Origin of the sequence: Priestia sp. AB (genome assembly GCF_028369225.1) — a bacterium.
GTDB lineage: Bacteria > Bacillota > Bacilli > Bacillales > Bacillaceae_H > Priestia > Priestia megaterium.
The window spans coordinates 250,676-273,731 of sequence record NZ_JAQMYN010000006.1 but is presented as its reverse complement, the minus strand read 5'-3'; the positions used below and the strand labels follow the sequence as shown (position 1 = coordinate 273,731).

The window sequence follows — 23,056 nt, the reverse complement described above, 5'->3', positions numbered from 1 at the left end:
TTTTACATCTCCTTCATTGGCTTTCCTTCAGGATATTCTTTCGTTTCTAACTGATCTCCAATCCATTTTGTTCCGTCTTCCCAAAATTCCTTTTTCCAAATTGGCACAATTTGCTTAATACGTTCAATAGCATACTCGTTTGCTTCATAAGCTGTTTTGCGATGCGGAGAAGAAACGGCAATAACTACTGCGACTTCTGTTATTTCAAGCTTCCCGATTCGATGAGTAATAGCTGTCAAAGCATCGGGCCACTTTTCCTGAATTTCGTTACCAATTTGGCTAAGCATTTTCACGGCCATTGGCACATAGGCTTGGTATTCAAGAGAGAGCGTCTTCTTGCCTTTTGTAAATTCTCTTACCGTTCCAATAAATGTCGTAATAGCTCCCGCGTCTCTTCTAGAAACTTTTGTAATTATTTCATCTACGGCAATTGGCTGATTTACTACTTCAAATAAGTGCTGGTTCATCTTCTTTCCCCCACTTCTTTCAATAAAAAATTAAGATAAAGCTCGTCTTCTTGTAAGTGAAATATTGGATATGCTCGCTGCACTTCTTTTTTAAGCGGAACGTGACTAATCACGCACATAATATTGGTTAGAGAGGAAAGCAGAACAAGATCTTCTTCACTTCGAATCAAGACTGCTTTTGGATAGGATTCTTTTTTATATCCTTCAACAAAAATGACATCTGGCGAAAAAAATTGATAAAAATCAATCAGTTTTTTTAGGCTCCAGTCTTTACTATCTGCCGTAAGCTGAAGGATTCCACCTCCCTCTACACCTGCCACATCGGCACCTGCTTGCTGGTGGCGATGACTGTCTTTTAGCTCACTGCTGCTATCTGGAGGTCCGCCGTGTCCATGGTGCTTAATAGAACCTACACATAGATTGAATTGTTTCGCTCTTTTAATGAGCTTTTCCACTAAAGTAGTTTTTCCGCTGTTTTGAAACCCAACTACTTGTAAAACGGTACAACAAGCTACCAAGGCCATTCACTTCCCCGCACGTCATCTAGCAATAAGACGTCAACCAGCATTCCTTCTTTGTATCCTCTCGTCCCTCCAGGAAATATAATTAATGTATCCGCATGAGCTAAAGAAGAAACAGCACTAGATTTTGTAAAGCTTAATGGAGAAGCAATCAGCTGTCCTTCCCTGTATGAAAGCCTGCCAGATACAAATCGCATAAAAGGATTTGGCTTTAAGAAGTCCTTTCCTAACAAAGCTTTTTCTTTTCGAAGATGAGGGGTTCTTTTACCCGCATATGTACTGATTACCGGACGAGCCAGAAGTTCAAAACCGACATAGCAAGCTGTAGGATTTCCCGAGAGGCCAAATAAAAGCTTTTCTTCCATACGAGCAACCGTTGTTACACTGCCTGGTCTCATTGCTATTTTATTAAAAAGAACTTCGGCTTGTAATTGTTTATACACATCTGGTAGATAATCATAGTCTCCTACTGAAACGCCGCCTGTTGTAATCAGCATGTCCACTTCTGATAGTGCAGCTTTTACCGCATTGTAGCACTGACTTAAATCATCAGGCATAATACCAAAATAGTTCACTTCGCCTCCAGCTTTTTCAATTTGCGCACGCAGCATATGAGCATTGCTATTACGAATTTTGCCCCGTTCAACAGGATCACTCACTTCCACTAGTTCACTTCCAGTTGCAAGTAATCCAACTACAGGTTTTTTGAAGACAGCTACGTTACTATAGCCAAATGTGGCTAAAAGAGCTGCTACTCCCGGAGTGATATACGTTCCCTTTGAAGCTAACACAGTGTCTTTTGTTGTTTCTTCTCCTTGAAAAGAAATGTTATCTCCCTTGTTAAACGAACGCTTGATTTGAACGATCGGCTGATTGTCTTTCGTATATTCTTTTGTTACTTCAAGCATCGCAACCGCATCGCAGCCTTTAGGAATAGGAGCTCCTGTCATAATACGCACAGCCTGCATCGCGCTGACTGTATGTTCAAAAACAGAACCCGCTCCTATTTCTCCTCGAACAGCCAGTTCTACTGGATGAAGTGATGATGCTTCTTTCGTATCTTGCGACCGAACGGCAAAACCATCATATGGAGAACGATCAAAAGCAGGAATATCATGATCTGCTATTAAATCTTCAGCTAAAAATCTGCCGTGAGCTTCTTCAAGCGCAATGATTTCTTGCTTTCTGTTTTTTGCATACTGCATCACTCGTCCAACGCATTCTCCGACAGGGATAGGAGTTCGCTTTTCTCTCATTCTTTTCACTCCTTTACTCATCCTAGTAAACGATAATATAAGCTTCTCGCAAATTGAATATCATTCGTTCCATGAATAAATACACGGCCATCTTGAAAAATTACAAAGCGCTGCTGTGGAAGCTGACATGACAGAAGATATGGATTGCGATCCACTTTCCCCTGTTTTTTTAACCGTTTTTCCAATTCATCGAAGTTGTACAAATGGCGCTGCGAGGGTCTGATTTGAACCGTCTCTCTGCCGCACAGAACTTCTGTTTTAAGCTGATTTTCATACGCTAAGTACGGATATGTTTGGGTTGATCCGCAAGAAGAACATTTATCACTTTTCATTTTGCCCGTCTTAAATTCAGCATGCTGATTATTCCAGACGTCAAAGGTTAGAAATGTGTGGCGCAAAGCTTCAACATCTTCGACTAAAATTTTTAATGCTTCGGTTATTTGATAGGCTGCCACAATTTGAACAGCGGGACTAATAATTCCTGCTGTCTCACAGGTTGCTCCTCCGACAGGCACTTTTTTCAATATGCAGTGCAGACAAGGGGTTACATTTGGGATAACGGTATAAGTGGCGCCATAACTCCCTACACATGAGCCGTATATCCAAGGAACTTCATACTTATGTGACAAATCATTTAAAATAAAACGGATGTCGAAGTTGTCTGTCGCATCGATGATCACATCGGCTGTTTGGACGATACTTTCTAAATTAGCAGGCTGAGCATCCATCACCAGCGCTTCAATCTTCACTTCCGTGTTTATTTGACGTAAACGATTTTTTGCTGCTACAGCTTTAGGTAGTTTGTTTTGCGCATCTTGTTCTGTATAAAGCTGCTGACGCTGTAGATTACTCCATTCTACATAATCACGATCTACAAGAGTCAATTTTCCAATTCCAGCACGCACGAGGGCTTCTGCGCTAGCGCTGCCTAGAGCCCCTGCACCTACAACTAAAACATGCTTACTTCTAATTTGCTGCTGCCCTTTGTTTCCAACAGGCTGGAAAAGCTGCTGACGTGAATAACGTTCTGTCACTCTTTTCTCTCCCTTCCTCATTCAATCTCTGACCTCACTGTCTATTCCTTGGTCAAAGATATTTCTTTAAAAACATGCTATTATACACATAAAGCTACGCTGCTTTACGGAGGCTTTTTTGCATAAATATACAAATATATTTTGATGGAGGTATTTAATAAATGTCCATTGCAGGCATTGTATTAGCAGGAGGAAAATCTTCTCGCTACGGTCAACCCAAAATGTTTGAAACCTATAACAAGAAATCATTTTACGAATATAGTATAGATGCATTAAAAGAAAATCACGTCACACCTATACTTGTGTCTACCAACCAAGATTTACTCCCTTATTTTCAAAGAAAGGATGTTGCATTTGCAGTTGAAAAATGCCCGTATCAAGGTCCTTTGTATGCAATTCATCACGCTTTAACTGCGATCGATTGCTGCGCTGAATGGTTCTTTATTCTTTCTTGCGATATTCCTTTTATTAATGCTGAGTTTGTTCATCACATGATCACACTGACCCAAACGGACTCACCTGACATTGTTCTTCCTGTTCAGCCTGATCACATTCACCCGCTTCTAGCACTCTATCACCGTAGAACGCTTCCTCTTATTGAACAACTCGTTACACAGGGTGAAAGAAGGCTTACGCAATTGTTGAATCAGACAAACGTCCTTCGCGTGCCTTTTTCAGCAGAAGATCCCACTTTTATAAATGTGAATCACCGCAGTGATTGGCATGTATAAAGCTTCTTTGAATTATCCACCAATATGAGACATTTCCACTTTTTCAGCGCCTTGGACCTGTCTTCCATTAGCTCGTTCGTCTGAGTAACGATCTTTCCGATGATTCCAGATATCAGAAATGGTGTCACAAACAGTATGATCAGAGGCCTCTGACCGTATCAGTGTGCGGAGGTCATATCCTTTTGACGCGAACAAACAGGTATAGAGCTTTCCTTCAGCCGATACTCTTGCGCGTGAACAAGTGGAACAGAATGAATCTGTGACAGATGAAATGATACCAATTTCCTCTTCTGTCCCGACGTATCGATACCTGGTGGCTACTTCTCCCGTATAATGAGGTGTAATTTCTTCAAGAGGCATTTCTTGTCCAACTATATCAAGAATTTGTTTCTTTGTTATAACCTCATCCATTTTCCAGCCGTTTGAATTTCCAACATCCATATATTCAATAAAACGCAGCGTATGTTTTTTGTCTTTAAAATAGTGGGCCATCGGAAGAATATCCTGCTCATTCTTGCCTTTTTGGACAACCATGTTTATTTTGACTGAAATCCCCGCAAGAGCTGCTGCTTCTATTCCTTCTAATACTCGTTTTACGCTTCCTCGGTTTCCATTCAACTCTTGAAATCTCACTTCATCAAGCGAGTCTAAGCTAACGGTTACTCTTGATAATCCCGCTTTTGATAAGGCTTCTGCATGCTTCTTTAACAGTGAGCCGTTTGTTGTTATGGCAATATCATCTATACCCTCAATTTGCTTCAGACGATTGATTAGATCTGGCAAGCCTTTTCTTAGCAGCGGCTCTCCTCCCGTTATACGCACTTTTTTTACTCCTAGCGATGCGAATAATCTAGTGAGTCTCTCTAATTCATCAAACGAAAGAATGTTTTCGGCAGGTAAAAATGGATAGTCTGCCCCAAAAATTTCTTCAGGCATACAATATCGACAGCGAAAGTTACAGCGATCTGTTACTGACAAACGCAAGTCTCGTAAAGGACGCTTTAAAGTATCAACTATAGCGTATGACATCTGCCTCATCTCTCCTCTCTCTAGCTGTCAGCTTCTCCACAGCAGATTAACTCTCTCTTAAAATTCTTTCCGGGCATGTATAAATATTCAACGAATCATTTCGAATAAACCCTACCGTTGTAATTCCCAATTCTTCTGCTAGATTTAAAGCAAGTTCAGTCGGGGCGGATTTTGAAAGAACCACTTCACACCCGATCTTCGCTACTTTCAACAAAATTTCTGAAGAAATACGGCCGCTGAAAACGACTACTTTATCTCTAATTGAAATATGGTGTTTTAAGCAATACCCGTATAGTTTATCTAGAGCATTATGTCTACCAATGTCCATTCTGCTAAGCATAAAGCCATTTTTATCACAAATAGCAGCATTATGAACGCCACCCGTTTCTTGAAACGTAGCAGCAGATTGCTGCAGCTTATTCATCAATTGAAAACAATCCTTGATTGAAAGTTCTACCGATATATCGTTCATTTTTTTAGCAGTCAGTGCATCATTTATAAAGACAAACCCTTGTCTGCTCGCCCCGCAGCAAGACGTAATATATCGTTTATTTTGAAGGTTTTGAAAATACGGGTTTAATTTATCTATTGTAACATGAACATACCCTTCTTTTTCTTGAACCCATATGTTTTTAATGTCTGTGTATGCTCGAATAACCCCTTCAGATGCTAAATAGCCAATTACCATATCTTCAATGTATTGCGGGCTACATACCATCGTGACAAACTCTTCTTCATTAATTTTCACAGTCACAGGAAACTCCGTTACAATTTTATCTTCCACGCTTTCCATTTGACCATTTTTAAATCTAAGAACTGTACGCTTCTTAACGGTCGGGTTCATGTGATGTCTCCTTTTTTAAATAATGTTTTTATCAAAAACGAATACGGAAACCGCTATATTTTCTTTTATTTTCATATCTGAAAATAAATTAACCAACTTCGCTCCTACCAATTCTTCTAACCCTTCCGGCGGATTCGATGCATATACATCTTGGATCATTTTTGTTCGAGCTAGATGAACCATGTCACATCCTTCAGCAGTGCTTGCAATAAATGTTTCTGTCGGAGTTAAATTCCCATACAGTGTTGAGACAGCCATATTTTCAACAAAAACCGTATGTATTCTTTCCGGTCCTTTTCCAAATAAATCTTTTCGAAGCTTCCGAATAATATCATTAAATTCATGAATAGTTTTTGACATAATCAACGCTCTCCCACCGATTAAAATTAAATTGTGCATTTTATTCCTACAGTTTTTTTATCATAAATCAACACTTCAAAAAATAAAAGCCTAAAATCTTTGCAGCAAAACTTTTGAAGAGAGTTGGGTATTTAAAAAAGTTGTGCATTTAAAAACGTAGCGATATAATTATAAATAACCGAGATGGAATAATAATAATGAATTGTTATTACTCTATCACTTTTTCTTAACGATATAAATGGGCCGGATTGGCATATTAGTAAGACCTGCTAGTAAACTATTCCACCATGATTGCACTTCCCTTATTTATTTAGGCGTGTGTATTCATGGTGGTTTTTTGTTTTTATATAAAGGAGGAAAACAAATGAGTCGTGAAATCATCACTGTTCATATAAATGGCAACGAATACAAAGCAGCTTCAGGCTCTACCATACTTGAAATTATTAATCAGCAAAGCATTGAGCACCCTCAGATTTGTTATGTTCCTGAAGTGGATCCTATTCAAACTTGTGACACATGTATCGTTGAAATGAATGGCGAGTTAGTTCGTTCTTGTTCTACAAAAGCTGAAAACGGCATGAAGATTGAATTACAATCAGCACCCGCAAAAGCAGCACAGACGGAAGCAATGGATCGTTTATTAGAGAATCATTTGCTATACTGCACCGTTTGCGACAATAACAACGGAAACTGTAAATTACATAACACAGCCGAAATGATGGAGATTGAACATCAAAAATACCCCTATACGCCAAAGGCCTCAGAGAATGAAGTCGATATGTCTCATCCGTTCTACCGTTATGACCCTAATCAATGCATCGCTTGTGGACAATGCGTAGAGGTTTGTCAAAATCTTCAAGTTAATGAAACACTCTCTATCGACTGGGAAGCAAAACGTCCCCGCGTTCTCTGGGATGACGGTGTAGCAATCAATGAATCTTCTTGTGTGAGCTGCGGTCAATGTGTAACCGTATGCCCTTGTAATGCCTTGATGGAAAAATCCATGCTTGGAGAAGCTGGATTTATGACTGGGCTTCCAAAAGACGTTTTAAATCCAATGATTGATTTAGTTAAAGAAGTAGAACCTGGATACAGCGGAATTTTTGCTGTTTCAGAAGTGGAAGCCGCTATGCGCGAAACACGCACGAAAAAAACAAAAACTGTCTGTACATTTTGCGGAGTTGGATGTTCATTTGAAGTATGGACAAAAGGCCGTGAAATCCTTAAAGTTCAGCCTAGCTCTGATGCTCCCGCAAATGCCATTTCAACCTGTGTGAAAGGAAAATTCGGCTGGGATTTTGTAAACTCTGAAAAACGTATTACTAAGCCTTTAATCCGAAAAAATGGTGCATTTGTAGAGTCGTCATGGGAAGAAGCCCTCGACTTAGTAGCAAGCAGGTTAAGCTCTATTAATCAGCAGTATGGACATGGATCAGTTGGTTTTATTTCTTCTTCTAAGATTACAAACGAAGAAAACTATGTTATTCAAAAGCTGGCTCGCCAAATGTTTGAAACAAATGACGTAGACAACTGCTCTCGCTACTGTCAGTCTCCTGCAACTGATGGATTATTTCGAACAGTGGGAATGGGAGGCGATGCCGGCACGATAAAAGACATCGCAAAAGCTGGACTGGTTATCATCGTTGGAGCTAACCCTGCTGAAGGTCATCCTGTATTAGCAACTCGCATCAAACGCGCCCATAAGCTTCATGACCAAAAACTAATCGTCGCAGATTTGCGCAAAAACGAAATGGCTGAACGCTCTGACATTTTCATCAGTCCAAAACAAGGTACGGACCAAGTATGGCTGATGGCTGTAACAAAATACATGATTGACCAAGGATGGCACAATGAAAAGTTCATCCAAGAAAACGTCAACTATTTTGAAGACTTTCACTCTTTGCTTGAAAAGTACACGCTTGAATATGCTGAACAAATTACGGGTATTCCAGCAGCAACGCTCATTCAAATAGCTGAAATGATTCGAGACGCCGATGGAACCTGTGTGCTGTGGGGCATGGGCGTAACGCAAAATACGGGAGGCTCTGATACATCAGCGGCTATCTCAAACCTGTTGCTTGCTACTGGAAACTATCGACGCCCTGGAGCAGGCGCTTATCCGCTCCGAGGCCACAATAACGTCCAAGGAGCATGTGATATGGGAACTCTTCCTGCTTGGCTTCCAGGCTATCAGCACGTGACAGACTCAGTCGCCCGAGCGAAATTTGAAAAAGCATACGGTGTAAAAATTAAAGATAAGCCAGGGCTTGATAATATTCAAATGCTGCATTCAATTGATGAAGGAAAAATGAAGGCCATGTACCTTGTCGGAGAAGATATGGCTCTTGTTGATTCAAATGCTAACCATGTACACGAAATATTATCAAATTTAGATTTTTTTGTCGTCCAAGACATTTTCCTTTCGAGAACGGCTCAATATGCCGATGTTGTACTTCCTGCTGTTCCTTCTCTTGAAAAAGACGGAACATTTACCAATACGGAGCGACGTGTCCAAAGATTGTATCAAGCATTACCAACGCTCGGTGATTCAAAGCCGGATTGGTGGATTGTTCAAGAGATTGCCAACCGCTTAGGTGCGAACTGGACGTATACACATCCTGGTGATATCTTTGCAGAAATGGCTAGTCTATCACCTCTATTCAGCCAAGCCAGCTACGAAAACCTTGAAGGCTGGAATAGCTTCTTATGGGGGAGCTTAGAGGGAAAAAGCACGCCGTTACTTTACGTCGATGGGTTTAATTTCCCAGATAAAAAAGCGCGCTTTGCTTTATCACATTGGGTACTTCCCGCGGAATTCCCAGAAGAATATGATCTACACATTAATAATGGAAGAATGTTAGAACATTTTCATGAAGGGAATATGACCAATAAATCGAGCGGCATCCAATCAAAAGTACCGGAAGTATTTGTAGAAATTTCACCTCAGCTTGCCAATGAGCGTGAAATTGAAGAAGGTTCGCTTGTCAGATTAATTTCACCGTTTGGAGCAGTAAAAGTACAGGCATTAATTACAGAGCGAGTAAAAGCAAATGAGCTGTATCTTCCAATGCACTCTGTTCATAAAGATTCGGCTATTAACTTCTTGACGGGACCTGCAGTGGACCAACGAACAAATACGCCGGCTTACAAACAAACAAAAGTACGGATGGAAGTATTAAGTAAAGGTGGAGAAACGCCTTTACCGTCTACAAATCCGCGTAACAAAAAACGTCATCCTCAAAATGGGGTCGAGGTTCAGCGTAAATGGAACCGTCCTGGCTACGTCCATTTAACAAGTAAATAGGAGGAGAAAAGATGGCACAACCTATTACAGAAATTAAGAAACCTCTTCTAAGCGAGGAAGAAGAAAAACAACAAAAATTAGAAGATTTAACTTCTCTGCTGGCAGATAATGAAGAAGCGTTGAACCGTATTCTCGGTATTGTTGGCGAACTTAACGACATGGGTGTTCTTGAAGCTGCTGATTCAATGATTCAAGCGAAAGAAAAAATCTCAAAAATTGCGCTTCATCAAATTTCCAGAGAACCGGTAACCAATTTAATTAATACTCTTATGGGTGCAAGCAGCGGTTTGATGAAGGCAGATCCAGAGGTAACTGCTAAACTTGTAAATAGCGCAACAGCTGGTATGAACGAAGCGAATGAATATGTAAAAACAGGAAAAAAAGTAAGTGCATTAGCTCTTATAAAAGCGCTAAACGATCCAGATGTCAATCGTGCAATTGGATTTGGGCTTCACTTTTTAAAAGGAATGGGCAAAGCGTTGGAAGAATAAATGAAGCAGCGACTTGAAAGTTTTCCCCCTTTCAAGTCGCTGCTTTCTTTTTAGGAAGTCAAATTTAAAATGAACGTGATATAGTTATACTAAATTGCTTTACTACAACTAACTGAGGTGACACGATGCAACAATACTTTAAACCCTTACTCGCACTATTATTTTTAATTATGTTTACTGCTGCTTGTTCGAACGAAACAAATATCGATCAATCCGCAGCTCAGCACAAAAACATCAGCTTAACAATATCCGCTGCGGCCAGCTTAAAAGATGCGCTCACTGATATTCAAAAGCAATATGAAAAAAAACATCCAAATATAGACTTGAAATTTAATTTTGGAGCTTCAGGCTCGCTGCAGCAGCAAATTACAAACGGCGCACCTGTTGATTTATTTTTTTCAGCAGCAGAAGACAAGTTTGATGCACTAGTAAAAGCAGGAGCTATCTCCAAAGAGAATGGTGCTGACTTGGTTGGCAATGACCTTGTGCTTATCGTGCCAAAGAATAATACGTCTGTTATCACAAATTTTGAAGATCTATCAAAGCCGACTGTTCAAAAAATTGCACTTGGAATACCAGAATCCGTTCCTGCCGGACAGTATGCGAAGGAGACTTTTGAGCACATGAACCTCTGGAAAAACATTGAGCCAAAAACCGTCTATGCGAAAGACGTACGTCAGGTGCTTTCCTATGTGGAGACAGGAAACGTTGAAGCTGGGGTGGTTTATAAAACCGATGCCTTGATTTCAAAAAAGGTGAAGATTGTCGCTACTGCAGATAATAGCACTCACAAACCAATTGTATATCCTGTAGGCGTTATTAAGGATTCGAAACATCCACAAGAAGCAAAAGCTTTTTATCAATTTTTACAAAGTAAGACGGCTCTTGACACTTTAAAGAAATACGGTTTCACTGCAAATTGAGGCCGCTATGATTCAAGAATTTTTATCTCCTCTTCAGCTATCGCTTAAAATTGCATTAGTAGCAGGATTTGTCGTTATTATTTTAGGCACTGTTATAGGAAAACTGTTGTCCAGGAAACACTTTAAGGGAAAAGTGATGATTGAAACGGCGTTAATGCTCCCGTTGGTGCTCCCTCCGTCCGTTGTTGGATTTTTATTGATTGTCATATTCGGGAAACACAGCCTGCTCGGCCGGGCAAGCGAATGGGTCTTTCAACAACCCGTTATTTTCACATGGTGGGCAGCTGTTATTGCCTCCGTTGTCGTTGCGTTTCCGCTTATGTATCAATCTGCCAAAACAGGCTTTCAAGGCGTAGATTACGAAATTGAAGACGCAGCTCGAGTAGATGGTGCAAGCGAATGGAAAGTCTTTTTCTTTATTTCCATCCCTTTAGCTTCTAAAGCCATCGTAACAGGAGGAGTGCTAAGTCTGGCAAGAGCACTCGGGGAGTTTGGAGCCACTTTGATGTTTGCCGGCAATATTCCAGGTGAAACTCAAACTGTGCCTACCGCTATCTACGTAGCGATTGACTCTGGAAACATGAATCTCGCTTGGCTATGGGTTATTTCAATCGTCTTTCTTTCCTTTCTTATGCTGCTTTTTGTTCAGCTTAAACAAAAATAAAAGGATGCCTCTTTGTGTAAGAGGCATCCTTTTATTTCTTTCCTGCTTTTTTCAATTTTACATAAATCATAAATTATAAATTAAAAAGGAGCTAATCAAATGAAGAGTATACATTTGATTAACTCCTGTTATAAGTAAGGTAAGCCACCATACAATATGTATTGGTGGAGACGGTGGGAGTCGAACCCACGTCCAGAAATATCGCCACTTAAGCGTCTACGAGTGTAGTTGGCATATTGATCATTCGCGAGCTGTTCTGCCTACCAACAGGCGTCCCAGTCGCTAGTCTGATTATTCTCTTCCTTCGTCCTCAGACGGCGAACTCCGGCGTAGCCCACTTAAAGTGAGTCCCTTACCCTACCACATGGGCGATGGAGGGAGGAACCGCTAAGCTACTATTATGCAGCTAAAGCGAAGTTATTGTTAGATTTGCCAGTTATTATTGGCGTTGATGTTTTAACGAGGCCATCTCCTCGACTCGCAACCTAAGCTCGAACTACCCCTGTCGAATCCGTAACGTCCCCATATAAAAGGGAGTCGGAATGTGTAAGAAAAAATCTTACATCAGATAGCGACTTCAGTGTGCAAAATGAAATCTAACTGATAACAATACTTATTATATCACAAAATGAGCGTTTTGCAATTGTAAGATTTTGTAATGTTACATCTTTTGACGATCACGAAATGCTCGTTCGATATCGCGCTTCGCTTCTTTTCGCTTTAAGTCTTCACGCTTGTCATATTTCTTTTTACCCTTACCAAGCCCTAGTAAAACCTTTGCGTATCCATTTTTTAAATACACTTTTAAAGGAACTAATGAATAACCCGTTTCTTTTGAATAGCCAATTAGCTTGCTGATTTCACGCTTATGCAGCAATAGCTTTCGTGTACGCAACGGCTCATGATTGTATCGATTTCCTTGTTCGTAAGGACTAACGTGCATATTGTGTAGAAATACTTCACCGTTTTGCACACGAGCAAAAGAGTCCTTTAAATTTACACGCCCATTGCGAATTGATTTGATTTCCGTTCCTTGTAGAACAATACCCGTCTCATATGTTTCTTCAATAAAAAAGTCGTGGCGGGCTTTTTTGTTTTGTGCAATTAATTTCCCTTCACCTTTTGGCATAAAACGTTCCTTCCCTTCAGCCGTACTTACGTATATGTATGATATTATGTATCATTTTACTGTATGGAAATCTAAACAACAACTAAAACGTTTAATGGAGCTGTTTTGAAGCAGAAGGAATACCCTTCTGCTTCACTGCTGTCGATTTCGATTATTTACGCTTTTTCTTTTTGCGCTTAACATTTGGGGCACCCTCGAAGAATCTCTTTTTCTTTTTCTTCTTTGGCTTTTGAGTAGACCACTCTTCATTTTTGCTTCGGCTGCCCTCGCGACCTTTTCCTTTATCATCTTTGCGTGACTTTTGTTTTGCTTTAATCACTTTAGGACGGTCTTTAGATAAGCGTTTGCGACTTTCTTTCATTCCTACAATAATAAAGTCAACCGAACGCTCGTCTTTATTCACATCAGCAACTTTCACTTCAATTTCGTCTCCAATTCGGAAGACATTGCCCGTTTTTTCCCCAATCATCGCATAGTGACGTTCGTCGTAACGATAATAGTCATCAGTTAAGTCACTGACGTGAACTAAACCTTCAATCGTATTTTCTAGCTCCACGAACATTCCAAAGTTAGTAACAGAGCTAATAATACCATTAAATATTTCCCCAACTTTATCAGCCATAAACTCAGCTTTTTTCATATCGTCCGTTTCCCGCTCAGCGTCAACTGAACGACGTTCCATATTAGAAGAATGCTCAGCAACATCAGGCAGAAGCTCGCGCCATTTTTCTTGCGTTTGCTGATCTGTTTTTCCTTCAATTAAATACGTGCGAATGAGACGATGAACAATTAAATCCGGATAACGACGGATTGGAGATGTAAAATGCGTATAGAACTCAGCTGATAAACCAAAGTGGCCTAAACTTTCTGCTTCATATTTCGCTTGTTTCATGGAACGAAGCATAACAGTTGAAATAACCATCTCTTCAGGCGTACCTTTTACTTCTTCTAAAATATCCTGTAGCGCACGCGGATGAATATCGTTTCCTGTTCCTTTCACCGTGTAACCAAAGTTTGTAATGAACTCTAAGAAACGAGTAAGCTTCTCTGCATCTGGATCTTCGTGAATACGATAAATGAACGGTACGTTCATCCAGTGAAAATGTTCTGCTACTGTTTCATTCGCCGCTAGCATAAATTCTTCGATTAGCTTTTCAGCAACCGAACGTTCACGCAAAATAACATCGTGAGGATGGCCATCATCGTCTACTAATACTTTTGCTTCTTTGAAATCAAAATCAATGGCCCCGCGATCCATTCTCTTTTTACGAAGAATAGCTGCCAGCTTTTCCATACGCTCAAACATCGGAACAATTGGCTCGTAGCGTTCTAACACTTCTTCGTCTTTATCCACTAAGATTTTGTTAACGTCTGAATACGTCATTCGTTCTGTCGTTTTGATGACACTTTCAAAAATCTCATGTTTTACTACTTCACCCTGTGGATCGATTTCCATCTCACACGAAAGCGTAAAACGGTTAACTTTTGGATTTAATGAGCAAATTCCATTAGATAAACGGTGAGGAATCATCGGAATAACTCGGTCTACTAAATAGACGCTTGTTCCGCGCTCCGCCGCTTCTACATCAATCGGAGAACCTTCTTTAACGTAGTGACTTACATCTGCAATATGGACGCCTAATTTGTAGTTTCCATTTTCAAGCTCTGTAACTGTTACCGCGTCATCCAAATCTTTTGCATCTGCTCCGTCAATGGTTACAATAACTTGATCACGAAGATCGCGGCGGTTGCCGATATCTTTTTCGTCAATCGTTTCAGGTGTATCAATTGCTTGTGTTAAAGCATCAGCAGGAAATTCTTGAGGAAGACCGTGCTTATGGATAACAGAAATGATATCGATCCCCGGATCGTTTTTATGTCCAAGAATTTGAACAACTTTTCCTTCTGCGTTCATGCGGCCTTCCGGATAGGTTGTCAGTTCTACTACTACTTTATGGCCTTCAACTGCACCGTTTCTTGCTGCTTTGGGAATAAAGATATCACCTGCAATTTTTTTGTCATCCGCAATCACAAAGCCAAAATTTTTGCTTTGCGTATACGTACCTACAATTTGCTGGGTACCTCGTTCTAAGATTTTTACAATGGTTCCTTCACGACGAGCACCTGATGATTCTGATGACACTCTTGCAAGCACAATATCTCCGTGCATAGCATTGTTTGTTTCAGTAGGGGGAATAAATACATCACCCGCATCTTTTTCTTCAGGAACTACGAACGCAAACCCTTTTGCATGTCCGCTTACTTTCCCTTTGACAAAATTCATTTGTTCCGGCAGCCCGTAGCGATCGTTTCTTGCTCGGATAATTAAACCCTTCTCTTCCATAATAACAAGTGCCTTCACAAACTCTTTGAATGACTCTGCATCCTCAGTATTAAATTCTTTTGCAAGCTCTTGGACAGTCAAAGGTTTGTAATTATCCCTTTTCATAAAATCCAATATTTCATTTATATAGGGCTGATTTTCTTCTTTCACATCATGTCCCTCCTTTTTCTTTATTCGTATTATCTCTATCACCAATCAAGTGATTCCAAAAATGCATATACATCCTCGTGAAGCTGATCACGCTCTTTATCAAAGGTAATGGTATGACCAGATTCTTCGTACCATTTTATATCTTTTGTAGGAGACTCGACGCTATTATAAATAATATTGGCGCTGTCTGTATTAATCATATGATCATGACGACCTTGTACAACAAATGTCGGTGCATAAATCATATCAACTGAATTTCGCACTTCAGCGATTAATTCCTGTAAAGACTTTAATGTGTTCATTGGTGTTTGCTTGAACTCTTCCATTTCTTGTTCAATCTGTTCAGAAGATTTACCTTCACGCTTTTTATATTCGCGTGCATACGCTAAAACACCTTCATACATGACTTCTTCACTCTTTATATACATAGGGGCGCACATAGGCACAATACCCTTTATAGGTACAGTGTAACCTAATTTCAGTGAAAATACGCCACCTAGTGAAAGACCTACAGCGGCAATACTTTCATGACCTTTGCTTTTCAAAAACTCATAGCCGTCCATGACATCTTTCCACCAATCTTTTGGACCAGTATGAACAAGTTCTTCAGGCGCTACGCCATGTCCTTTGTAATGAGGTGCGTGGCATGTGTATCCTTTTTTCTCTAAAAAACGACCTAACATACGAACATCAGCAGAATTTCCGGTAAAACCATGAAGTAATAAAACAGCTTTTTCGCCGCCTTCAAATGTAAATGGCTTTGGTTGTGCAATTTTCATATATCATTTAACTCCTTTTAGTTATAATATCTGCAGTCCTAATAGAAAAAAACATGTATTTATGTGACGGTCATCACATAACAAGAGATGTAGCCATCAACTTTTACGCTTTTATACTATATTTAGTATTTTTTTCTAAAGCTATATTATATCATTACTTAAAAATGAAATTAAAGTATTCAACACGCCCATTAAAAAACCACCTAATACATAAGTTGGTATACACCAAGTACATATGCATTAGGTGGCAGTCTATCCAGTAACATATTAAAGTTTGAAATAAGATACAGCAAGTGTTAACACAAAGAATAAGATAGATAACACTACTGTCAAACGGTGTAAAACTAAGTCAATTCCACGTGCTTTTTGTTTCCCAAATAACGTTTCAGCTCCACCGGAAATAGCTCCAGATAATCCAGTAGTTTTACTTGATTGTAAAACGACCACAACAATCAAAGCAATTGAAACAATCACTAGCAAAGTAATCAGCAATGTATGCACTAAGACACACCTCCTACACCAAGTAATAGTCAATCAGCGGGGTTTCTTCATCCCTTCTGATTGGCATTACCGGGGATAAAGTACGCGCACTACGCTAAGGTTAATTTATCATAAAAAACCCTCTCGTACAAGTAATGGCAGTGAAATACAAAGGATTTTAACGTAAAAAAACGGATGACAATCGTCATCCGTTTTTTTATACTTTCAACTTATTTTTTTAAGTTGTAGAAAGATTTAGCGCCATCGTATACAGCTAGAACACCTAGTTCGTCTTCGATGCGTAGTAATTGGTTGTATTTCGCAATACGATCTGTACGGCTCATAGAACCAGTTTTGATTTGACCAGCGTTTGTTGCAACAGCGATATCAGCGATTGTTGCATCTTCAGTTTCACCAGAACGGTGAGAAACTACTGCTGTGTAACCAGCACGTTTAGCCATTTCGATAGCTTCGAACGTTTCAGTTAATGTACCGATTTGGTTAACTTTGATAAGGATAGAGTTACCTACGCCTTGTTCGATACCTTGAGCAAGTTTTTTCGTGTTTGTTACGAATAGATCGTCACCAACAAGCTGTACTTTTCCGCCAATGCGCTCAGTTAATAGCTTGTGACCATCCCAGTCATTTTCGTCTAAACCGTCTTCGATTGAAACGATTGGGAATTCGTTAACTAACTGCTCGTAGAAATCTACCATTTCAGCAGAAGTTACGCCTGTACGGCCTTCGCCTGCTAAATCATATTTACCAGTTTCTTTGTTGAAGAACTCAGAAGAAGCTACGTCCATACCTAATTGGATGTCTTTACCAGCTTCGTAACCAGCTTTTGTGATTGCTTCTACGATTACTTCTAATGCTTCACGGTTAGAACCTAAGTTAGGAGCGAAACCACCTTCGTCACCTACAGCTGTGTTTAAACCTTTAGCAGATAAAACAGATTTTAACGCGTGGAATACTTCAGCACCCATACGGATTGCTTCTTTGAATGTAGGAGCTCCTACAGGTAAGATCATGAATTCTTGGAAGTCAACGTTGTTATCAGCATGAGAACCACCGTTGATGATGTTCATCATTGGAGTTGGTAATTGCTTAGCGTTGAATCCACCAAGGTAACGGTATAATGGAAGACCTACGAAATCAGCTGCTGCGTGAGCTACTGCCATAGATACACCAAGAATAGCGTTGGCACCTAATTTACCTTTATTTTCAGTACCGTCTAACTCGATCATAAGGCGGTCGATACCGATTTGATCAGTTACGTCCATACCTACTAATTCAGGAGCGATAATTTCGTTTACGTTTTCTACTGCTTTTAATACACCTTTACCTAGGTAGCGAGATTTGTCACCATCGCGTAATTCTACTGCTTCGTATTCACCAGTAGAAGCACCACTTGGTACTAAAGCGCGTCCGAAAGCGCCTGATTCAGTATATACTTCAACTTCAACTGTTGGGTTACCGCGAGAATCTAATACTTCGCGTGCATAAATGTCAAGAATTGCTGGCATTTTAAAACTCTCCTTTATAATTAATTATTTAATTAATGTTTTACCTGTCATTTCTTTTGGCTGTGCTACATCTAGAAGAGTAAGCATCGTAGGAGCTAGATCTCCTAGAATACCGTCTTCACGAAGCTCTAAGCCTTGTTTGGTTACGATTACTGGAACAGGATTCGTTGTATGAGCCGTCATTGGATTACCTTCAAGCGTAATCACTTCATCAGCATTACCATGGTCTGCTGTGATGATTGCTGTACCGCCTTTAGCTAAAATTGCATCTACGATTTTGCCTAAGCACTCATCTACTGTTTCAATTGCTTTTACCGTTGGTTCTAACATACCTGAATGGCCAACCATATCAGGATTTGCAAAGTTTAATAAAATAGCGTCTTGCTTATCGCCTTCGATTTCTGCAAGCAACGCGTCCGTCACTTCATAAGCACTCATCTCAGGTTTCAAGTCATATGTTGCTACTTTTGGTGAATCGATTAAGATACGTGTTTCACCAGGAAACTCTGCTTCACGTCCACCGCTCATAAAGAACGTTACGTGAGGATATTTTTCTGTCTCGGCAATACGAAGCTGCTTTAAGTTATTTTGTGATAATACTTCACCAAGCGTGTTATCTAAGTTATTTGGCTTAAAGGCTACATATCCGTCAACTGTTTCGCTGAAGTGAGTTAAACATACAAAATGTAAGTTTTTCGGGTGTTTTTCACCGCGATCAAATGAACGGAAATCTTCGTTTGCGAACGTATTTGAAATTTGAATTGCGCGATCTGGACGGAAGTTGTAGAAAATAACTGCATCTTCGTCTTGAATTGTCGCAACTGGCGATCCGTCTTCTTTTGTAATAACAGAAGGTAAAACGAATTCGTCATAGATTCCATTTTCATACGAATCTTTTACGCACTCTTCAGCGCTTGTATATGATGGACCTTCGCCGTACACCATTGCGCGGTATGATTTCTCTACGCGCTCCCAGCGTTTATCGCGGTCCATTGAGTAGTAACGTCCTGAAAGTGTTGCAATTTCACCAACGCCGTACTCTTCAATTTTTTCATTAAGTTCTTTTAAATACGTTTCAGCAGATTGAGGTGCTACGTCACGACCATCTAAGAAGCCATGAATGTAGACTTTTTCTAAGCCTTCACTCTTAGCTAGACGCAATAATGCATATAGATGTTCGATATGACTGTGTACACCGCCATCAGATAAAAGACCGAAAAGATGAAGGTTTGTACCCTTTTCTTTTGCGTGCTTTACAGCTGCTAGAAGCGTTTCGTTTTGTTCAAACTCGCCTTCACGAATTGCTACGTTTACACGAGTTAAGCTTTGGTACACAATTCGGCCTGCGCCGATGTTTAAGTGACCTACTTCAGAGTTACCCATTTGGCCTTCTGGTAAGCCTACAGCTTCTCCAGACGCCTGAAGTGTAGCATGAGGATACTCGTTCCAGAAACGGTCGAAGTTTGGTTTTTTTGCATGTGTTACCGCATTACCTTTATCTTCATCGCGTAATGCAAAACCATCTAAGATGATTAATGCTACTGGCTTTTTACTCATTACTTACCAGCCTCCAAAAGCTGTAAGAAAGAATCTGCTTCTAAGCTTGCTCCACCTACTAAAGCTCCGTCAATGTCAGATTGAGACATATATTCTTTAATATTAGCAGGTTTTACGCTACCGCCGTATTGAATACGTACAGCATCTGCAACATCTTGAGAGAATTGTTCTGCAACAACGCTACGGATGTATGCACAAACTTCGTTTGCACCTTCAGCAGTTGAAGATTTACCTGTACCGATTGCCCAAATTGGCTCATATGCAATAACCGTTTGCTTTACTTGCTCATCAGTTAGACCAGCTAATGCTTTTTGTACTTGATTAGCTACAACTGTTTTTGTTTGATCTTGTTCGTACTCTTCGTTTGTTTCACCGCAGCAAACGATTGGTGTTAAACCGTGTTTGAATGCAGCAATTGTTTTTTGGTTTACTGTTTCGTCCGTTTCAGCAAACATTTCACGACGCTCTGAGTGTCCTAAAATGACATAGTTCACACCTAAGTCTGCTAAAGCAACAGGGCTCACTTCTCCAGTGAACGCACCGTTTTCTTCAAAGTGCATGTTTTGTGCACCAATTTTTAAGTCTGTGCCTTTAGTCGCTTCTACTAAACGATCTAAAAATAGTGCAGGTGCACATACTACTGAATCTACGTTTTCAGGAGATGGTACTGCTCCTTTTACTTCTTCAACAAAGCTAGTTGCTTCAGAAAGTACTTTGTTCATTTTCCAGTTTCCTGCAATAATTGGTTTACGCATGTATAACACCGTCCTTTGTTTATTGTGGGTTTTCCCTTCACGCGTTAGATGTCCAAGAGGGTGCTGTTAAAAGTGATTCGGTCCCTTTTATCTCTTGGTCACCCTTCTTCGCTGCTTGATAATTTTTTATATTATCAGTCGTCAGGTCGGTCCTCCGTCTTACTGAAACATAAACTTACTTATCGTTTAATGCAACTACGCCTGGAAGTTCTTTACCTTCCATAAACTCTAGTGACGCACCGCCACCTGTAGAAATATGGCTCATTTTATCAGCTAAGTTGAATTTTTCAACAGCTGCTGCAGAGTCTCCTCCGCCGATTACTGAATATGTGTCAGTTGCTTCTGCTAAAGCTTCAGCTACTGCTTTTGTTCCGTTAGCAAATGCGTCTAATTCAAATACACCCATTGGTCCGTTCCAAATAACTAACTTAGAGTTTTTGATTACGTCAGCATAGATTTCACGCGTTTTCGGTCCTGCGTCTAAGCCTTCCCAATCGCTTGGAATATCTTCAATTGATACAACTTGAATATTAGCATCATTTGAGAAGTCATCTGCTACTACCACGTCCACTGGCATGTAGAAGTTTACTCCGTTTTTCTTAGCTTTTTCCATGAAAGATTTTGCAAGTTCAATCTTGTCTTCTTCAAGAAGTGATTTACCTACTTCATGGCCTAGTGCCTTAATAAATGTGTAAGAAAGTCCTCCACCGATGATTAAGTTATCTACTTTATCAAGCAAGTGGTCAATTACACCGATTTTGTCTTTAACTTTTGCTCCACCAACGATTGCAGTAAATGGACGTTCTGGGTTTGATAATGCTTTTGAAAGCACATCAAGCTCTTTTTCCATTAAGAAACCTGCTACTGCTGGAATATGTTGTGCAATTCCTTCTGTTGAAGCATGCGCACGGTGAGCTGCACCGAATGCATCGTTTACGTACACGTCTGCTAATTCAGCAAATGCTTTTGCTAATTCAGGATCGTTTTTCTCTTCACCTGGGTAAAAACGTACGTTTTCAAGTACTAAAACATCGCCTTCGCTCATGCCGTCGATTGTTTTCTTTACTTCTTCGCCAAAAGCTTCGTCAGCTTTTGCAACGTCTTTACCAAGAAGAGCTTGTAAACGTTCTGCAACAGCATTTAGACGTAACTCTTCAACAACTTCGCCTTTTGGACGTCCAAGATGGCTAGCTAAAATTACTTTTGCACCTTGTTCTACTAAATATTGAATAGTAGGAATAGCTGCACGAATACGAGTTTCGTCTGTTACTTTTCCGTCTTTCATTGGTACGTTAAAGTCTACGCGACAAAATACTCGCTTTCCTTTTACATCGATGTCTTTCAACGTTTTTTTGTTCATCGTTAAAAGGCCTCCTTAAGTATTTATGGTACTAAGCAAGTAGGCTTCTATGTAATCATCAATCCACAAACCACCGTAGATTTCATTTTATATATTGGCGCCTTTCTATATAAAGTGAAACTCCAGTTAGCTGCTTATGACGCTTTTTCATGTAGAAGCCAATACATAAATCAAGGAAGAGGGGGTATGCCCCTCTCTTCCTTAGCAAGTCTTATTATAGTCGTTCTATTTTCAGATATCCAATAAAAAAGGAAAGTCTAGTCGATTTCTGTCTTATTGAATAAAATAGAAGCGAATTTTAAGTTATTCTTATAGTCCTTTAGCAGCGATGTATTGAGCAAGGTCTACTACACGGTTAGAATATCCGCTCTCGTTATCGTACCAAGAGATAACTTTAACCATGTTACCTTCCATTACCATTGTAGATAATGCATCGATTGTAGAAGAGTTGATGTTACCATTGTAGTCACCAGATACTAGTGGCTCTTCGCTGTAACCAAGGATACCTTTAAGATCGCCTTCAGCAGCTTCTTTAAGAGCGTTGTTTACATCTTCAACAGTTACTTCTTTGTCAAGTTCAGCAACTAAGTCTACTAAAGAAACGTTTGGAGTTGGAACACGCATAGCTCCACCGTTTAATTTACCTTTTAATTCAGGTAATACTAGAGATACAGCTTTAGCAGCACCAGTTGAAGTTGGGATGATGTTTTCAGCAGCTGCACGAGCACGACGGTAATCTTTGTGTGGTAAGTCTAAGATTTGTTGGTCGTTTGTGTAAGAGTGAACTGTTGTCATCATTCCGCGTTTAAGACCGAACTTGTCATTTAACACTTTAGCAAATGGCGCTAAGCAGTTAGTTGTACAAGAAGCGTTTGAAATTACGTTGTGGTTAGCCGCATCGTATTTGTCTTCGTTAACACCCATTACGATTGTGATATCTTCGTCAGATGCTGGAGCAGAGATGATTACTTTTTTAGCTCCTGCTTCTAAGTGTTTTGCAGCGTCAGCGCGTTTTGTGAAGAATCCAGTAGATTCAACAACGATTTCTACGCCTTGTTTGCCCCAAGATAATTGAGCTGGGTCACGTTCAGCAGAGATTTCGATTGTTTTACCGTTTACTACTAAGTTGCTACCATCTACTACTACTTCTGCATCTAATTTTCCGTGTACAGAATCATATTTTAAAAGGTGAGCAAGCATGTTAGCATCTGTTAAGTCGTTGATTGCTACTACTTCAACGTTATCATTTTTTAAAGCTGCGCGGAATACATTACGGCCGATACGACCAAATCCGTTAATACCAATTTTTACTGCCATGGGTATTTCCTCCTTGAATGTAAAAAGTATTTTTT

At 40.0% G+C, this 23,056-nt stretch carries 21 protein-coding genes and 1 other RNA gene; 5 read left to right on the top strand and 17 right to left on the bottom strand.

Translation table 11 applies throughout. From position 1 onward, the window contains the following. Positions 1 to 2: 2 nt before the first annotated feature. From POF52_RS19600 to POF52_RS19585, 4 genes are read right to left on the bottom strand one after another with little or no spacing between them, the layout of a single operon-like run. Complete coding sequence (locus tag POF52_RS19600; RefSeq protein ID WP_013085373.1) at positions 3 to 467, bottom strand: molybdenum cofactor biosynthesis protein MoaE; 465 nt, start codon at positions 465 to 467, stop codon at positions 3 to 5. Next, positions 464 to 991 carry a molybdopterin-guanine dinucleotide biosynthesis protein B gene (mobB, locus tag POF52_RS19595; RefSeq protein ID WP_271994238.1) on the bottom strand — a complete coding sequence of 176 codons (528 nt, stop codon included), beginning with the start codon at positions 989 to 991 and terminating at the stop codon, positions 464 to 466. The genes POF52_RS19600 and mobB overlap by 4 nt, the downstream gene beginning before the upstream one ends. Then, complete coding sequence (locus tag POF52_RS19590; protein ID WP_271994237.1) at positions 979 to 2,244, bottom strand: molybdopterin molybdotransferase MoeA; 1,266 nt, start codon at positions 2,242 to 2,244, stop codon at positions 979 to 981. Before POF52_RS19590 ends, mobB begins: the two co-directional genes overlap by 13 nt. Before the next feature lie 17 nt (positions 2,245 to 2,261). Next, positions 2,262 to 3,278: a molybdopterin-synthase adenylyltransferase MoeB gene (locus POF52_RS19585; RefSeq protein ID WP_271994235.1), complete on the bottom strand. Its 1,017-nt coding sequence runs from the start codon at positions 3,276 to 3,278 to the stop codon at positions 2,262 to 2,264. Between the two features lie 161 nt (positions 3,279 to 3,439). Between POF52_RS19585 and mobA the strand changes: the two genes are divergently transcribed. Further along, positions 3,440 to 4,009, top strand: a complete 570-nt coding sequence (mobA, locus tag POF52_RS19580) for a molybdenum cofactor guanylyltransferase (protein ID WP_029319293.1) — start codon at positions 3,440 to 3,442, stop codon at positions 4,007 to 4,009. A gap of 12 nt (positions 4,010 to 4,021) precedes the next feature. Here mobA and moaA read toward each other — a convergent pair whose 3' ends face one another. The 3 genes from moaA to POF52_RS19565 all read right to left on the bottom strand — a co-directional run bounded on the left by moaA (position 4,022) and on the right by POF52_RS19565 (position 6,242). Beyond that, positions 4,022 to 5,038, bottom strand: a complete 1,017-nt coding sequence (gene moaA / locus POF52_RS19575) for a GTP 3',8-cyclase MoaA (protein WP_013085378.1) — start codon at positions 5,036 to 5,038, stop codon at positions 4,022 to 4,024. A gap of 46 nt (positions 5,039 to 5,084) precedes the next feature. Then, the gene (gene fdhD, locus POF52_RS19570) at positions 5,085 to 5,831 is read right to left on the bottom strand and encodes a formate dehydrogenase accessory sulfurtransferase FdhD (protein WP_370506938.1); all 747 of its coding nucleotides are present in this window, start codon (positions 5,829 to 5,831) and stop codon (positions 5,085 to 5,087) included. Between the two features lie 66 nt (positions 5,832 to 5,897). Next, on the bottom strand, positions 5,898 to 6,242 hold the full coding sequence (locus POF52_RS19565; protein ID WP_013085380.1) for a DUF2294 domain-containing protein: 345 nt from the start codon (positions 6,240 to 6,242) through the stop codon (positions 5,898 to 5,900). Positions 6,243 to 6,606: 364 nt separating this feature from the next. Between POF52_RS19565 and fdhF the strand changes: the two genes are divergently transcribed. From fdhF to modB, 4 genes are all read left to right on the top strand, one after another. Continuing rightward, a complete protein-coding gene (gene fdhF / locus POF52_RS19560; protein ID WP_176585253.1) occupies positions 6,607 to 9,546 on the top strand; it encodes a formate dehydrogenase subunit alpha in 2,940 nt (979 codons plus the stop codon). An 11-nt stretch (positions 9,547 to 9,557) separates the two neighbouring features. Further along, on the top strand, positions 9,558 to 10,037 hold the full coding sequence (locus tag POF52_RS19555) for a DUF1641 domain-containing protein (RefSeq protein ID WP_013085382.1): 480 nt from the start codon (positions 9,558 to 9,560) through the stop codon (positions 10,035 to 10,037). Between the two features lie 125 nt (positions 10,038 to 10,162). Continuing rightward, positions 10,163 to 10,960 carry a molybdate ABC transporter substrate-binding protein gene (modA, locus tag POF52_RS19550; RefSeq protein WP_271994227.1) on the top strand — a complete coding sequence of 266 codons (798 nt, stop codon included), beginning with the start codon at positions 10,163 to 10,165 and terminating at the stop codon, positions 10,958 to 10,960. A 7-nt stretch (positions 10,961 to 10,967) separates the two neighbouring features. Then, on the top strand, positions 10,968 to 11,624 hold the full coding sequence (modB, locus tag POF52_RS19545) for a molybdate ABC transporter permease subunit (protein WP_271994225.1): 657 nt from the start codon (positions 10,968 to 10,970) through the stop codon (positions 11,622 to 11,624). A 162-nt stretch (positions 11,625 to 11,786) separates the two neighbouring features. Here modB and ssrA read toward each other — a convergent pair. From ssrA to gap, 10 genes are all read right to left on the bottom strand, one after another. Beyond that, positions 11,787 to 12,148, bottom strand: a transfer-messenger RNA (tmRNA) gene (gene ssrA / locus POF52_RS19540). A 137-nt stretch (positions 12,149 to 12,285) separates the two neighbouring features. Beyond that, the gene (gene smpB / locus POF52_RS19535; protein WP_013059694.1) at positions 12,286 to 12,753 is read right to left on the bottom strand and encodes an SsrA-binding protein SmpB; all 468 of its coding nucleotides are present in this window, start codon (positions 12,751 to 12,753) and stop codon (positions 12,286 to 12,288) included. Between the two features lie 151 nt (positions 12,754 to 12,904). Then, a complete protein-coding gene (gene rnr, locus POF52_RS19530) occupies positions 12,905 to 15,247 on the bottom strand; it encodes a ribonuclease R (protein WP_271994223.1) in 2,343 nt (780 codons plus the stop codon). Positions 15,248 to 15,285: 38 nt separating this feature from the next. Continuing rightward, the gene (locus tag POF52_RS19525; RefSeq protein ID WP_013059696.1) at positions 15,286 to 16,026 is read right to left on the bottom strand and encodes an alpha/beta hydrolase; all 741 of its coding nucleotides are present in this window, start codon (positions 16,024 to 16,026) and stop codon (positions 15,286 to 15,288) included. Between the two features lie 267 nt (positions 16,027 to 16,293). Next, complete coding sequence (gene secG, locus POF52_RS19520) at positions 16,294 to 16,527, bottom strand: preprotein translocase subunit SecG (protein WP_013059697.1); 234 nt, start codon at positions 16,525 to 16,527, stop codon at positions 16,294 to 16,296. A 209-nt stretch (positions 16,528 to 16,736) separates the two neighbouring features. Continuing rightward, on the bottom strand, positions 16,737 to 18,032 hold the full coding sequence (gene eno, locus POF52_RS19515; protein WP_013059698.1) for a phosphopyruvate hydratase: 1,296 nt from the start codon (positions 18,030 to 18,032) through the stop codon (positions 16,737 to 16,739). Between the two features lie 24 nt (positions 18,033 to 18,056). Continuing rightward, positions 18,057 to 19,589 (bottom strand): 2,3-bisphosphoglycerate-independent phosphoglycerate mutase, encoded by a 1,533-nt coding sequence (gene gpmI / locus POF52_RS19510; RefSeq protein ID WP_013085384.1) that lies wholly within the window; start codon positions 19,587 to 19,589, stop codon positions 18,057 to 18,059. Next, complete coding sequence (gene tpiA, locus POF52_RS19505) at positions 19,589 to 20,344, bottom strand: triose-phosphate isomerase (RefSeq protein WP_271994219.1); 756 nt, start codon at positions 20,342 to 20,344, stop codon at positions 19,589 to 19,591. The genes gpmI and tpiA overlap by 1 nt, the downstream gene beginning before the upstream one ends. A gap of 175 nt (positions 20,345 to 20,519) precedes the next feature. Beyond that, positions 20,520 to 21,704 carry a phosphoglycerate kinase gene (locus tag POF52_RS19500; protein ID WP_013059701.1) on the bottom strand — a complete coding sequence of 395 codons (1,185 nt, stop codon included), beginning with the start codon at positions 21,702 to 21,704 and terminating at the stop codon, positions 20,520 to 20,522. A 309-nt stretch (positions 21,705 to 22,013) separates the two neighbouring features. Then, the gene (gene gap / locus POF52_RS19495) at positions 22,014 to 23,021 is read right to left on the bottom strand and encodes a type I glyceraldehyde-3-phosphate dehydrogenase (RefSeq protein WP_013059702.1); all 1,008 of its coding nucleotides are present in this window, start codon (positions 23,019 to 23,021) and stop codon (positions 22,014 to 22,016) included. Positions 23,022 to 23,056: the final 35 nt, after the last annotated feature.